The sequence below is a fragment of the Streptomyces sp. DSM 40868 genome, from assembly GCF_011820545.1.
Classification (GTDB): domain Bacteria; phylum Actinomycetota; class Actinomycetes; order Streptomycetales; family Streptomycetaceae; genus Streptomyces; species Streptomyces eurythermus.
The window spans coordinates 6,104,545-6,118,461 of the sequence record NZ_CP050504.1; the positions used below are offsets into that span (position 1 = coordinate 6,104,545).

The 13,917-nt window shown below is 71.7% G+C and carries 10 protein-coding genes; 7 read left to right on the forward strand and 3 right to left on the reverse strand.

The annotated features are described in order from the left end of the window. Positions 1–174: 174 nt before the first annotated feature. The 6 genes from ureA (at position 175) to cimA (ending at position 7,711) form a co-directional block, all read left to right on the forward strand. Positions 175–873 carry an urease subunit gamma gene (ureA, locus tag HB370_RS27885; RefSeq protein ID WP_030793096.1) on the forward strand — a complete coding sequence of 233 codons (699 nt, stop codon included), beginning with the start codon at positions 175–177 and terminating at the stop codon, positions 871–873. After that, complete coding sequence (locus tag HB370_RS27890) at positions 870–2,594, forward strand: urease subunit alpha (protein ID WP_030793094.1); 1,725 nt, start codon at positions 870–872, stop codon at positions 2,592–2,594. Before ureA ends, HB370_RS27890 begins: the two co-directional genes overlap by 4 nt. 20 nt (positions 2,595–2,614) lie before the next feature. Then, positions 2,615–3,655, forward strand: a complete 1,041-nt coding sequence (locus HB370_RS27895) for an agmatine deiminase family protein (protein ID WP_030793090.1) — start codon at positions 2,615–2,617, stop codon at positions 3,653–3,655. Positions 3,656–3,691: 36 nt separating this feature from the next. Then, entirely contained in the window at positions 3,692–4,297 is a 606-nt protein-coding gene (locus HB370_RS27900) for a TetR/AcrR family transcriptional regulator (RefSeq protein ID WP_030793088.1), read from the forward strand. A gap of 193 nt (positions 4,298–4,490) precedes the next feature. Beyond that, positions 4,491–5,813 (forward strand): MFS transporter, encoded by a 1,323-nt coding sequence (locus tag HB370_RS27905; protein WP_030793085.1) that lies wholly within the window; start codon positions 4,491–4,493, stop codon positions 5,811–5,813. 287 nt (positions 5,814–6,100) lie between these two features. Next, the gene (cimA, locus tag HB370_RS27910; protein WP_030793082.1) at positions 6,101–7,711 is read left to right on the forward strand and encodes a citramalate synthase; all 1,611 of its coding nucleotides are present in this window, start codon (positions 6,101–6,103) and stop codon (positions 7,709–7,711) included. A gap of 13 nt (positions 7,712–7,724) precedes the next feature. Here the strand turns inward: cimA and HB370_RS27915 are convergent, their stop codons facing one another. Genes HB370_RS27915 through HB370_RS27925 form a run of 3 tightly spaced genes read right to left on the reverse strand, consistent with a single transcriptional unit; the run spans position 7,725 to position 10,750 of the window. After that, positions 7,725–8,333, reverse strand: coding sequence for a GPP34 family phosphoprotein (locus tag HB370_RS27915; protein ID WP_030793079.1), 609 nt, complete (start codon positions 8,331–8,333; stop codon positions 7,725–7,727). 55 nt (positions 8,334–8,388) lie between these two features. Further along, the gene (locus HB370_RS27920; RefSeq protein WP_244405657.1) at positions 8,389–8,877 is read right to left on the reverse strand and encodes a hypothetical protein; all 489 of its coding nucleotides are present in this window, start codon (positions 8,875–8,877) and stop codon (positions 8,389–8,391) included. A 7-nt stretch (positions 8,878–8,884) separates the two neighbouring features. Beyond that, positions 8,885–10,750: a lectin gene (locus tag HB370_RS27925; RefSeq protein WP_030793074.1), complete on the reverse strand. Its 1,866-nt coding sequence runs from the start codon at positions 10,748–10,750 to the stop codon at positions 8,885–8,887. A gap of 145 nt (positions 10,751–10,895) precedes the next feature. Here HB370_RS27925 and HB370_RS27930 point away from each other — a divergent pair, with 145 nt between their 5' ends. Beyond that, positions 10,896–13,907, forward strand: a complete 3,012-nt coding sequence (locus HB370_RS27930; RefSeq protein WP_030793071.1) for a glycoside hydrolase family 3 N-terminal domain-containing protein — start codon at positions 10,896–10,898, stop codon at positions 13,905–13,907. Positions 13,908–13,917: the final 10 nt, after the last annotated feature.

A 13,917-nucleotide genomic window follows, 5' to 3' on the forward strand; every position in this document is an offset into this window, starting at 1 on the left:
CTGGTCTCCTTCGACGGCGGCCACGGGCGTGCAGCGGCTTGAGAGCGGCATTTAGAGCGGTGCTCAATGTGATGTGAGGCCGGTTGCCCGGTCAATGCTTGGGCGACACGAATTCTCTGTTTAGAGTGGTGTTCTAATCTGTGGAGGGCGTGGAGGACAAGGAGGTGCCGCGTCGTGAGACTGACCCCCACCGAGCGTGACCGGCTGCTGCTCTTCGGTGCCGCGGAGCTGGCCCGGGCCCGCCGGGCGCGCGGCCTCAGGCTGAACGTGCCGGAGGCCACCGCGCTGATCGCGGACACCGTCTGCGAGGCGGCCCGGGACGGCAAGCGGCTCGCCGAGGCCATCGAGGCCGCCCGGTCGGTACTCGGACCCGACGACGTGCTGCCGGGCGTCGCCGACGTCGTCACCGAGGTGATGGTCGAGGCCGTCTTCGACGACGGCTCCCGGCTCGCCGTCGTCTCCGACCCGATCGGCGGAGGCATGGGCGCGGAGGCCCCGGGCGCGCTGCTGCCCGGCCCCGAGCACGCCGACCCCGAACCCGCCGTCCGGCTGCACGTCACCAACACCGCCGGCGTGCCGGTCTCCGTCACCTCCCACTTCCACTTCTTCGAGGCCAACCCGCGCCTCGACTTCGACCGCCGCGCCGCCTACGGCATGCGGCTGGCCGTACCCGCGGGCTCCTCGGTCCGCTTCGGGCCCGGCGAGAGCGCCGAGGTCCCGCTCGTGCCGATCGGCGGCGAGCGGATCGCGATCGGCTTCGCCGGCCTGGTGGACGGGCCGCTGGACGCGCCCGGCGCGAAGGAAGAGGCCCTGCGCAGGGCGGCCGCCTGTGGCTACCTGGGAGTGACCCCGGAAGGAGACGAGGAGCGATGAGCCGCTCGAAGGGACGAGAGGTGAGCCGGTCGATCCACATCGACCCGCACGCCTACGCGGCCACCCACGGCCCGCGCGCCGGCGACCGCGTCCGCCTCGGCGACTCCGGGCTGACCATCCGGGTCGAGTCCGACGCCCAGAAGTACGGCGACGAGTTCCTGGCCGGGTTCGGCAAGACCGCCCGCGACGGACTGCACCTGAAGGCCGCCGCCGTCCGCGACACCTGCGACGTCGTGATCAGCAACGTCGTCGTGATCGACGCCGTGCAGGGCATCCGCAAGGTGTCCATCGGCATCCGCGAGGGACGCATCGCCGCCATCGGACGGGCCGGCAACCCGGACACCCTGGACGGCGTGGACGTCGTCGTCGGCACCGGCACCTCCATCGTCTCCGGCGAGGGCCTGATCGCCACCGCCGGCGCCGTCGACACCCATGTGCACCTGCTGTCGCCGCGCATCATGGAGGCGTCCCTGGCCTCCGGCGTGACCACGATCATCGGGCAGGAGTTCGGCCCCGTCTGGGGCGTCGGCGTCAACTCGCCCTGGGCGCTGCGCCACGCCTTCAACGCCTTCGACGCCTGGCCGGTCAACATCGGCTTCCTGGGCCGGGGTTCGTCCTCCCGCCCGGCGCCGCTGATCGAGGCGCTGGCCGAGGGCGGGGCGAGCGGCTTCAAGGTGCACGAGGACATGGGCGCCCACACCCGCGCCCTGGACACCGCGCTCCGGGTCGCCGAGGAACACGACGTCCAAGTGGCCCTGCACAGCGACGGCTTGAACGAGTGCCTGTCGGTCGAGGACACCCTGAGGGTGCTGGAGGGCCGCACGATCCACGCCTTCCACATCGAGGGCTGCGGCGGCGGACACGTGCCCAACGTGCTGAAGATGGCCGGTGTCCCGAACGTCATCGGCTCCTCCACCAACCCCACCCTGCCCTTCGGCCGGGACGCGGTCGCCGAGCACTACGGCATGATCGTCTCCGTCCACGACCTCAAGCCCGACCTGCCCGGCGACGCCGCCATGGCCCGCGACCGCATCCGGGCCGGCACCATGGGCGCCGAGGACGTGCTGCACGACCTGGGCGCGATCGGCATCACCTCCTCCGACGCCCAGGGCATGGGCCGGGCCGGGGAGACGGTCCGCCGCACCTTCGCCATGGCCGGCAAGATGAAGGCCGAGCTGGGCCCGCTGGAGGGCGACGGCGAGGGCGACGACAACGCCCGCGTGCTGCGCTACATGGCCAAGCTGACCATCAACCCGGCCATCGCGCACGGCCTCTCCCACGAGGTCGGCTCGATCGAGGTCGGCAAGCTCGCCGACATCGTGCTGTGGCGCCCGGAGTACTTCGGCGCCAAACCGCAGCTCGTGCTGAAGGCCGGCTTCCCGGCGTACGGCGTGGTCGGCGACCCCAACGCGGCCACCGACACCTGCGAACCCCTCGTGCTCGGGCCGCAGTTCGGGGCGTACGGCGCGACGGCCGCGGACATCTCGGTGGCGTTCGTCGCGCAGGCCGCCGTCGACCAGGGCAGCGACACGATGCCCACCCGGCGCCGCCGGGTCGCGGTGCGCGGCACCCGCGGCATCGGCCCCGCCGACCTGTGCCTGAACGCCCGAACCGGCGCGGTGGACGTCGATCAGCGCACCGGCCTGGTCACCCTCGACGGCGAGCCGCTGCGCTCGGAACCGGCCGACTCCGTCTCCCTCAACCGCCTCTACTTCCTCTGATTCCTCTAAGGACTCCTCGCATGAGCACCCCCGCCGCCGACGGCTTCCGCATGCCCGCCGAGTGGACCCCGCACGAGCGCACCTGGATGGCGTGGCCGGGCCCCAACCCCACCTTCGACGACCCGGCCGACCTGGCCGCCGCCCGCACCGCGTGGGCGTCCGTGGCCCGCGCGATCCGCCGCTTCGAACCGGTGACGGTCGTGTGCGGCCCCGGCCAGTCCGCCGAGGCCCGCCAACTGCTCGGCCCCGGCATCGACACCGTCGAACGGCAGCTGGACGACGCCTGGATGCGGGACATCGGCCCCACCTTCCTCACCGACGGCAAGGGCGGCCTGGCGGCCGTCGACTGGACCTTCAACGGCTGGGGCGCCCAGCACTGGGCCCGCTGGGAGCACGACTCCAAGATCGGCGCGTACGTCGCCGGCCTCACCGACGCCAGGACGTACGCCTCCGAGCTGGTCAACGAGGGCGGCGCGATCCACGTCGACGGCGAGGGCACCGTCCTGCTCACCGAGACCGTGCAGCTCGGCCCCGAGCGCAACCCGCACTGGTCCAAGGCGGAGGTCGAGGCGGAGATCCACGCCCACCTCGGCACCGAGAAGGCGATCTGGCTGCCGCGCGGCCTGACCGGCGACTACCCCCCGCACGGCTTCGGCACCCTCGGCCACGTCGACATCGTCGCTGCCTTCGCCCGCCCCGGCGTCGTCGTCGCCCACCACCAGCCCGACCCCGCCCACCCCGACCACGAGGTCACCAAGGAGGTCATCGGCCTGCTGAGGTCGGCGACCGACGCCCGGGGCCGCGCCCTGGAGGTGGTCGAGGTGCCCGCCCCGACCGTCCTGGAGGCCGACGGCCACTGGGCCGACTACTCCTACATCAACCACTACATCTGCAACGGCGGCCTGGTCCTGTGCGGCTTCGACGACCCGCGCGACGAGATCGCCGCCGGGATCTTCCGCCGCCTGTTCCCGGAACGGACGGTGACCCTGGTGGACGCCCGTACGATCTTCTCCGGTGGTGGTGGCATCCACTGCATCACCCAGCAGCAGCCGAAGGTCTGACACACAGGATCTGACACACAGGAGCGGGAGCAGCAGATGGCCGGTGCGGGCCGGGCGCGCCGAAACGCGCCGCCGCGCGAGGAGGTCCTCGCCGCCGCCATGGGCATGATCGCCGAGCGCGGTCTGGAGAAGCTCACCATGGCGGGGCTCGGCCGTGAGGTCGGGATGAGCAGCGGCCATCTGCTGTACTACTTCCGCTCCAAGGACGAGCTGCTGCTGCAGACCCTGGAGTGGAGCGAGGGCCGGCTCGGCGCGGAACGCGGCCGGCTGCTCGCCGGGCCGGGCACCGCCCGGGAGCGGCTGGAGGCGTACGTCGACCTGTACGTCCCCGAGGGCCACCGGGACCCGCACTGGACGCTGTGGCTGGAGGTCTGGAACCGCTCGCAGAACGCCGACGACGACGCGCGCGCCCGGCAGGCCGCGATCGAGGGGGCCTGGCACCGGGACCTGGTCGCGCTGATCGCGGAGGGGGTGTCGCGGGGGGAGTTCCGGGGGGTGGACGCGGACCGCTTCGCCACGAGGACGCGTGCGCTGCTCGACGGGTTCTCGATTCATGTGGCTATCGGGTTGCGCGGTACTGATCGTGAACAAGTACTCGCGCATGTCCGGGAGTTCATCCGGGACGCGCTGCTGGTCGTATGACTGCGGCGCCGTCGTGGTTGCTCGCGCCCGCGCGGCGGAGCCGCATATCGATACAGCCCCGCGCCCCTGGGGAGGTGCAGCCGGCGCCAGCTTTCACGGTGCAGCGGCACCCCGCACGCGCGGGCGAGCGATCGTCCACGCCGGCCCACCGCCGGAGGAATCGTCGGCTCTGCCTCGGGGCATGTACCGGCCCATGGGACGTCAACACTGGAAGAAGATCTGGGTCGGCTCGGCGGGGAACATGGTCGAGTGGTTCGACTGGTTCGTGTACGCGAGCTTCGCCACGTATTTCGCCGGCGCGTTCTTCCCGAGCGGCAACCCCACCGCGCAGCTGATGAACACCGCCGGCATCTTCGCCGTCGGCTTCTTCATGCGCCCCGTGGGCGGCTGGCTGCTGGGCAGGGTCGGCGACCGCAAGGGCCGCAAGGCGGCACTCACCCTGACCGTCACCCTCATGTCGGCCTCGGCGGTCCTCATCGCCGTGGCCCCCACCTACGGCGTCGCCGGATACGGCGGCGCCCTCGTGCTGCTGGTCGCCCGCCTGCTCCAGGGCCTGTCCGTGGGCGGCGAGTACGCGGCCAGCGCCACCTATCTCACCGAGGCGTCCGACCCCGCCCGGCGCGGCTTCGCCTCCAGTTTCCAGTACGTGTCCATGACGGCCGGACAGATCGCGGGCCTCGGCCTCCAGATCATCCTCCAGCGGACCATGTCCGACGACGCCCTGCACAGCTACGGCTGGCGCATCCCGTTCATCGTGGGCGCGCTCGGCGCGGCCGTCGTCTTCTATCTGCGCCGCAACATGCTGGAGACCGAGGTGTACGCGGAGGACACCTCGCACAGCGCCGAGCGCGGCACCCTGCGCGCCCTGTGGCAGCACAAGCGGGAGGCGTTCCTGGTCATCGCCCTCACCATGGGCGGCACGGTGGCCTACTACACGTACACCACCTACCTGACCAAGTACCTGTCCAACTCGGCGGGCCTGTCCAAGCAGACGGCGACCCTGGTGTCCTTCACCGCGCTGATCGTCTTCGCCTGTCTCCAGCCGCTCGCCGGCGCCCTGTCCGACCGCATCGGCCGCCGCCCGCTGCTGATCACGTTCGCGGTCGGCTCCACCTTCCTCACCGTGCCGATCATGACGCTGCTGAAGCACGTGGACGGCTACTGGCCCGCCCTCGGCCTCGCCCTGCTCGCGCTGATCGTGGTCACCGGCTACACCTCGATCAACGCCTGTGTGAAGGCCGAGCTGTTCCCGACCGGCATCCGCGCGCTCGGCGTGGCCCTGCCGTACGCCATCGCCAACGCCCTCTTCGGCGGCACGGCCGAGTACGTCGCCCTGTGGTTCAAGAAGGGCGGCATCGAGTCCGGCTTCTACTGGTACGTGGCCGGCTGCGCCGCCGTCTCCCTCGTGGTGTACGTGACCATGCGCGAGACGAAGGACCTGGACCTGGCCCGGGTGAAGGCCGGTGAGGGAACCGGGGCGGGCGACGGGGAGTCCAGCCTGACGACCGCATCCTGAGACGGTCGGCGAGCCGGGGGCGGGGCTGTGCCAGACTGCCCCCGTGCTCTCGTTCGCCATGATTATTGGCAGCAGGCGCGCCGGTCCGCAGTGACCACCTCGTACGACCAGGTGCGGGTGGCCATCGTCGTCCTCGACCCGCGCGCAGACCTCTCGCACCCGCGAGGGGTTTTTTCGTTTTCCGGCCCACCTTCAGCCGGGGACGGAGCGCGCGGGAGGATTGGGGGGATGGTGGAGCCGGTCATTCCGGTAAGACCGAAGAGATCCATAACAGGAGCCTTGAGACCATGACCGAGACGGCAACCAGCGAGCTCGACGACTCGTTCCACGTCTTCGACACCACGCTGCGCGACGGGGCGCAGCGCGAGGGCATCAACCTCACCGTCGCGGACAAGCTCGCGATCGCCCGGCACCTGGACGACTTCGGCGTGGGCTTCATCGAGGGCGGCTGGCCCGGCGCCAACCCCCGGGACACCGAGTTCTTCGCCCGCGCCCGCCAGGAGGTCGACCTCCGCCACGCCCAGCTGGTCGCCTTCGGCGCCACCCGCCGCGCCGGCACCACGGCCGCCGAGGACCCGCAGGTGAGGGCGCTGCTGGCGTCCGGTGCCCCGGTGATCACACTGGTCGCCAAGTCGCACGACCGGCACGTGGAGCTGGCGCTGCGCACCACCCTGGACGAGAACCTGGAGATGGTCCGCGACACCGTGTCGTACCTGAAGGGCCAGGGCCGCCGGGTCTTCGTGGACTGCGAGCACTTCTTCGACGGCTACCGCGCCAACCCCGACTACGCCAAGGCCGTCGTCCGCGCCGCCGCCGAGTCCGGCGCCGACGTCGTCGTCCTGTGCGACACCAACGGCGGCATGCTGCCCGCCCAGGTCCACGCGGTCGTCTCCACCGTCCTCGCCGACACCGGCGCCCGGCTCGGCATCCACGCCCAGGACGACACCGGCTGCGCGGTCGCCAACACCCTGGCCGCCGTGGACGCGGGCGCCACCCACGTGCAGTGCACGGCCAACGGCTACGGCGAGCGCGTCGGCAACGCCAACCTGTTCCCGGTGGTCGCCGCGCTGGAGCTGAAGTACGGCAAGAAGGTGCTGCCCGACGGCAAGCTGCGCGAGACCACCCGCATCTCCCACGCCATCGCCGAGGTCGTCAACCTCACCCCGTCCACCCATCAGCCGTACGTGGGCGTCTCCGCGTTCGCGCACAAGGCCGGGCTGCACGCCTCCGCCATCAAGGTCGACCCCGACCTGTACCAGCACATCGACCCCGAGCTGGTCGGCAACACCATGCGCATGCTGGTCTCCGACATGGCGGGCCGCGCCTCCATCGAGCTGAAGGGCAAGGAGCTCGGCATCGACCTGGGCGGCGACCGGGAGCTGGTCGGGCGCGTGGTCGAGCGCGTGAAGGAACGCGAACTCAAGGGCTACACCTACGAGGCCGCCGACGCCTCCTTCGAACTCCTGCTGCGCGCCGAGGTCGAGGGCCGGCCGCTGAAGTACTTCGACGTGGAGTCCTGGCGGGCCATCGTGGAGGACCGCCCCGACGGCACCCACGCCAACGAGGCCACGGTCAAGCTGTGGGCCAAGAGCGAGCGGATCGTCGCCACCGCCGAGGGCAACGGCCCGGTCAACGCCCTGGACCGGGCGCTGCGGGTGGCACTGGAGCGGATCTACCCGCAGCTCGCCAAGCTCGAGCTGGTCGACTACAAGGTCCGCATCCTGGAGGGCAAGCACGGCACCTCCTCCACCACCCGCGTCCTGATCTCCACCTCCGACGGCTCCGGCGAGTGGGCCACGGTCGGCGTGGCCGAAAACGTCATCGCCGCGTCCTGGCAGGCCCTGGAGGACGCCTACACCTACGGCCTCCTCCGCGCGGGCGTGGAACCGGCGGAGTAGCCCCGCCGGGCGCTCACGGCGCCCGCCAGATGTTGTCGAAGGCCACGTTCTCGATGCGGCGGCGTTCGCGTACGGCTTGCAGTTCGGTGATCGCGTCGCCGACCGCGATCAGTACGGTGATGATCGCCTCGTCCTCGGGGCCCTCCCGGGCCGGGCGGTCGGCGCCGAGGCCGAGGGGGGCCGCGAGGCCGGTGAGGACCGGGTCGCGGGACTCCCAGCGGTCGGTGGCGTGGCGCCGGGCGGCGGTGTCGGCCGGCGCCGTGGCCTTGCCGCGGCGCCGGGGCAGCCAGTGGTGGCGCCGCTCCCCGGCGAGCTGCCCGGCCGCCTCCAGCACGTCGTAGTAGGCCACGGCCAGCCCCTCGCCGCGCCGCCACAGCCAGTCGGCGACCGTCTCGTACGGCTCCTCGCGCCTGAGCCGGGCCCCCGCCTCGTCCAGCATCCGGTCACCGGTGGTCAGTACCGGCCCCGGCACGATGAGCTCGCCGTCCAGGGTGAGCGCCCGCGCGCCGAGCAGGTCGACCAGCTCGGCGCCGGCCAGCGCCAGGGACAGGTCGCCCTGCTCGACGGGGTGCTCACCGGGGACGTCCAGGCTGACGAGGAAAAGATCCTGCGGTGTGGTCATGCCCTCCACCTTGGTCCGCCCCCGCCCGATCCGCAGCACGGCACACCGGCAGGCGTCAGCACGAGTCCGAGGCCAGCTGCTCGAACTCCTGTCCGCTCATCACCCGCCCGTCGGCCCACACCTGCCCCGGCCTCAGCCGCCCCACCTGTTCGGTGGTGAACTCGACCGTCCCGTTCCGGGAGTCGCCGCCGGTGTACTGCCCGAACCTCAGGAGGTAGAGGTGCCGGGGCAGCAGCCGCTGCGGGCCCCGGTGCCGGGCGGCCCAGTCGGCGGGCGGGGTGAACAGAGGGAAGTCGGCGTCGCCGCGCAGCCCCTCCTTGTCCACGTCCCAGCCGGTGGTGACGGGCCCGTCCTCGCCGCCGCGCGGCCGTCCGTCCAGGTACGGGTTCTGGTAGCCGTCGTCGCCGCACGGACGGAACACCGCGTACGGCGTCCCGTCCGGCGCGGCCCGTACCCCGGCGAGCGGCAGGTCGAGGGCCGAGCAGCCGCTCAGCGCCAGCATCCCGCCGATGATCCCCGCCGCCACGGCCCCCGTGTGTCGCATGTCCCGCCTAACGCAGTGTCCATTTCTGGTTGGCGGCCCCGGTGCACGACCAGATCTGGGCCCGGGCCCCGTTCGCCGACGAGTTGTCGGTGACGTCCAGGCACTTGTCGGCCGCCGTGTTCACCACATCACCGGTCGTCGCGTTGTACGACCACCGTTGGGCACCGGTTCCGTTGCAGTCGTACAACTGGACCTTGGCCCCGTCCGCCGTCGAACCCGAGGTCACGTCCAGGCACTTGCCGAGCGCCCGGACCGATCCGTCGGCCTGGACGGTCCACTGCTGGGCGGCGCTGCCGTTGCAGTCGTAGAGCTGTACCGCCGTCCCGTCGGCGCTCGAACCGCCCGCCACGTCCAGGCACTTGCCGGCCAGCCCCACGAAGGCGCCGGTACGGTCGCCCCCGCCGGACTGGGTGCCGGACCAGGTGAAGGTCGCCGAGGTCTTTCCGGGCAGCGAGTAAGTGGCGTGCTGCGAACCCCAGTTGATGGTGACCGTCCGTGCCGAGGCGGAGTCGTTGTACGCGATCAGCGCCTTGCTCCCGTCCGGGTTGCGCCAGGCCACGTTCGGCACGGCGGCGGACGCGGTGGAGGCGATCCGCTGGGCGCCGGGACGGACGAACTTGGTCAGGTGACCCATGTCGTAGTACTCGACGGTGTAGTCCACGGTGCCGCTCGCGCCGTCGCCGTTGTGCACGGTGACCAGCCCGGTGCAGGTGCCGCACCCGCCGTTGTGCGGGCCCATGTTCTGGTCCACGGCCAGCGACCACTTGGTCACCGACTTCGCCCAGTTGCGCGTGTAGTTGATGATGTCGGACATGTCCTCGCGCTGCTGGTTGGCGATCCAGGTGCCGCCGGAGTGCTCGGTGCCGAAGGCGTCCAGCGCCGGGTACCGGTCGTGCACGGCCGTCTGCTTGCCGACGTCACCGCCGTAGCCGTGCCAGGCGATCCCGCCGAAGTTGGGGTGGCTGCGCACCGCCGGGTCGTCCACGGTCTGCGCGGCGTAGGAGTCGTACACGTCCCAGTTCCAGTCGTGGGCCAGCACCTTGGTGCCGAGCCCCGCCGCCTGGAGCTTGGGCAGCAGCTCGTTCTTCGTGAAGTAGGCGAGTCCGCTGGCGTTCCAGCTCATCGACGGATAGCCGGAACAGCAGGTCGGCTCGTTCTGCGCGGTGACGTAACGGACGTCGATGCCCTGCGCCTTGTACGCCTGGAGGTACTTCACGAAGTACGAGGCGTACGCGCCGTAGTCCTCCGCCTTCAGCCAGCCGCCGTTGAGGGAGCCGCTGTCCTTCATCCAGGCCGGTGCCGTCCACGGCGAGGCCATCACGGTCAGGGACGGGTTCAGCTGGAGCGCCTGCTTCGTCAGCGGGACGACGTCCGCCAGGTCGTGCGCTATGGAGAACTTCGCCAGCGAAGGATCGCTCTGCCCGGCGGGCACGTCGTCGTAGGTGTAGCCGTAGCGGGCCAGGTCGGAGGCGCCCATCGGGTTGCGCAGGAACGACAGGCCGATGCCGTCGGTGGGTGAGAACAGCTTGCGCATGGCCGCGTCGCGGGCCGTCGGCGTCAGCGCGCCGCTGCCGTTCAGCAGCCAGGCGGCGGTGTCCGTGAAGGACGCGCCGCCGCCGGTGAAGGTCTGGTAGCGGGTGTTCTCGTCCACGGTGATGTTCTCGCCGCTCCCGCCCGCGCCGGACTGGAAGGCGAACGGGGTCTGCGGCGCCAGGCCGCGTACGACGTGCCGGCCGGCGGAGTCGTCGGTGGTGGTCAGCCAGGCGGTGACCTGCTCACCGGCCGCGTGCGCGGGGACCGCGGCCACGCCGTACCCGGCGGCGGAGAGCAGTCCGGCCAGCAGCAGCCGGACCGCGCGGGGGGTTCTCCTCATGGTGCGTCGCCCTTTCTGCGGGGTGGGGAGGGCTGACGGGTCGTCTTGACGGGCGTGTGAGGCCCTAGTTAACTCACGGCGTGAGCTAAGTCCTGAGTGAACCACGAGAGTCCATGAGTGAACCGTGAGAGTCAAGGGAAGGTCCATGCGAAGAACCGCCCTGCTCGCCTCCGCCGCGCTCCTCGCCGGTCTGCTGCCCTGGGCGGCCACCGCCCGCGCCGCCGACGAGCCGCCCCCCACCACCGTCGACCGCTTCGAGGGCGAGGTGCCCTTCGCCAAGCAGCCCGCCGAAGGCATCTTCACCTGGGGCGGAGACACCGACGACCCGCCCGCGCTCCGCCTGGCCGACCGCGCCGACGCCCCCGAGGGCGCCAAGGTCCTGACCGGCACCTACGACATCAGCGGCTACGGCGGCTTCACCCACGACTACGCCGCCACCGCCCCCGCCCACGACTGGTCCGCCCACCGCGGCATCCGCTTCTGGTGGGACGGCCGGAACAACGGCCGCAAGATCACCGTCGAGATCAAGGACGGCGGCGCCCACGGCGAGGCATCCGAACTCTGGACGACGGCCTTCACCGACGACTTCACCGGCTGGAAGCAGGTCGAACTCCCCTTCACCGACTTCGCCTACCGCACCGACTACCAGCCCGTCGGCGGTATCGACCACATCCTCGGCCTGAAGGAGATGTGGGGCTACTCCGTCACCCTCCCGCCCGGCGCCAAGGGCGACTTCGCCATGGACGGCGTGGAGCTGTACGGCACGGCGGACCCGGCCCTGCGCGCCTCCGTCACCACCGACGCGCCCGTCCACCCGGTCGAGGAGGGCGGAACGGCGAAGGTGAAGGTGTCGGTCGCCACCACCGGCGAGGCACCCCTAGCCGACCCCGTGACCGTCACCTACACCACGGCCGGCGGCACCGCGACCTCCGGCACGGACTACACCCCCGTCTCCGGCACCCTCACCTTCCCGGCCGGCACCGCCTCCGGCGCCACCCGGACCATCGAGGTGCCCACCCGCCGCGACCGGACGGCCGAACCCGCCGAGACCGTCCCGCTGAAGCTCACGGTCACCGGCGCCAAGGCCCCCGCGGAGACCCCGCAGGTCGTGATCGACGCCCACGGACTGCCGTACCTGGACGCCAAGCTGCCCATCCGCAAGCGGGTCGCGGACCTGCTCGGCCGGATGTCCCTGGCGGAGAAGGCCGGCCAGATGACCCAGGCCGAGCGCGGTGCCGTCGGCCAGGGCGCCGACATCACCGCCTACGCCCTCGGCTCACTGCTGTCCGGCGGCGGCTCCACCCCCACGCCCAACACCCCCGAGGCGTGGGCGAAGATGATCGACGCCTTCCAGCTGCGCGCCCAGGCCACCCGCTTCCAGATCCCGCTGATCTACGGCGTCGACGCGGTCCACGGCCACAACAACCTCACCGGCGCCACGATCCTGCCGCACAACATCGGCATCGGAGCCGCCCGCGATCCCCGACTCGCGTACGAGACAGGCGCGGTGACGGCCGCCGAGGTCCGCGCGACCGGCGTTCCCTGGGACTTCGCGCCCTGCCTCTGCGTGAGCCGTGACGAACGCTGGGGCCGCGCCTACGAGTCCTACGGCGAGGACCCGGCCCTCGTGGAGTCCATGGAGACGGTGATCCAGGGCCTCCAGGGCCGCGCGAACGGCAAGGACCTGAGCCGGAACGACAAGGTGCTGGCCACGGCCAAGCACTTCGTCGCCGACGGCGGCACCGCGTACGGCTCCTCCACCACCGGCACGTACACCATCGACCAGGGCGTCACCACGGTCACCCGGAAGCAACTGGAGGACATCCACCTCGCGCCGTACCAGGAGGCCGTGGACCGGGGGGTCGGCACGGTCATGCCGTCGTACTCCTCCCTGGACCTCGGCGACGGCAAGGGCGCGGTGAAGATGCACGCCCGCGGCGACATGATCAACGGCGTGCTCAAGGACCGGATGGGCTTCGACGGCTTCGTGATCAGCGACTACAACGCCACCGACCAGCTCCCCGGCGACCGGGCCGCCCAGGTCCGCGCGGCGGTGAACGCGGGCGTGGACATGATGATGGTGCCGTACTCGTACAAGGAGTTCAGTACCACGCTCGCCGACGAGGCGAGGGCGGGCCGGGTCACGGGCAAGCGGATCGACGACGCGGTCGCCCGCATCCTCACCGAGAAGTTCAAGCTGGGCCTGTTCGAGCACCCCTACGCCGACACCACCCACGCGGCCGCCATCGGCTCCCCGGAGCACCGGAAGGTCGCCCGCCGGGCCGCCGCCGAGTCGCAGGTGCTGCTGAAGAACAAGGGCGGTCTGCTGCCGCTGAAGAAGACCCAGAAGGTGTACGTCGCCGGGTCCAACGCCGACGACATCGGCAATCAGACCGGTGGCTGGACCGTCACCTGGCAGGGCTCCTCCGGGAACATCGTGCCCGGCACCACCATCCTCCAGGGCCTGCGCAAGGCGGGCGGCCAGGTCACCTACTCCAAGGACGCCTCGGCCCCGACCGGCGGCTACGACGTCGGCGTGGTCGTCGTCGGCGAGACCCCGTACGCCGAGGGCGCCGGAGACGTGGGCAACGGCCACGACCTCACCCTGTCCGCCGCCGACCAGGCCGCCGTGGACAAGGTCTGCGCGGCCATGGAGTGCGCGGTGCTGATCGTCTCCGGCCGCCCCCAGCTCATCGGGGACCGCCTGGACAAGATCGACGCCCTGGTGGCCTCCTGGCTGCCCGGCACCGAGGGCGACGGCGTCGCGGACGTGCTGTACGGCAAGCGACCCTTCACCGGACAGCTCCCGGTCAGCTGGCCGAAGTCCGAGGCGCAGCTCCCGATCAACGTGGGCGACACGGCGTACGACCCGCAGTTCCCGTACGGCTGGGGTCTGACCACCCTCGCCGAGCCCCCGCAGGGCGGCACGTCCACCCTGCGCGCCCTGGCGGCCCGGGCGGCGCGGGCCGAACGCCACGGCGATGACCGCGCGGGCCGGTCCCTGGTCACCCGGGCCCGCCTCCTGGTCCAGCAGAAGGCGGCCGGCCACCTCACCCAGGCGGTGTCCAGGCCCTTCGCCGACGCGGACCACCTGCTGCTGACCGGCCGGTACGGAAAGGCGGTGCAGAAGCTGGCGGAGGCGTACCGAGCCGCCTGATCGGGGAGCA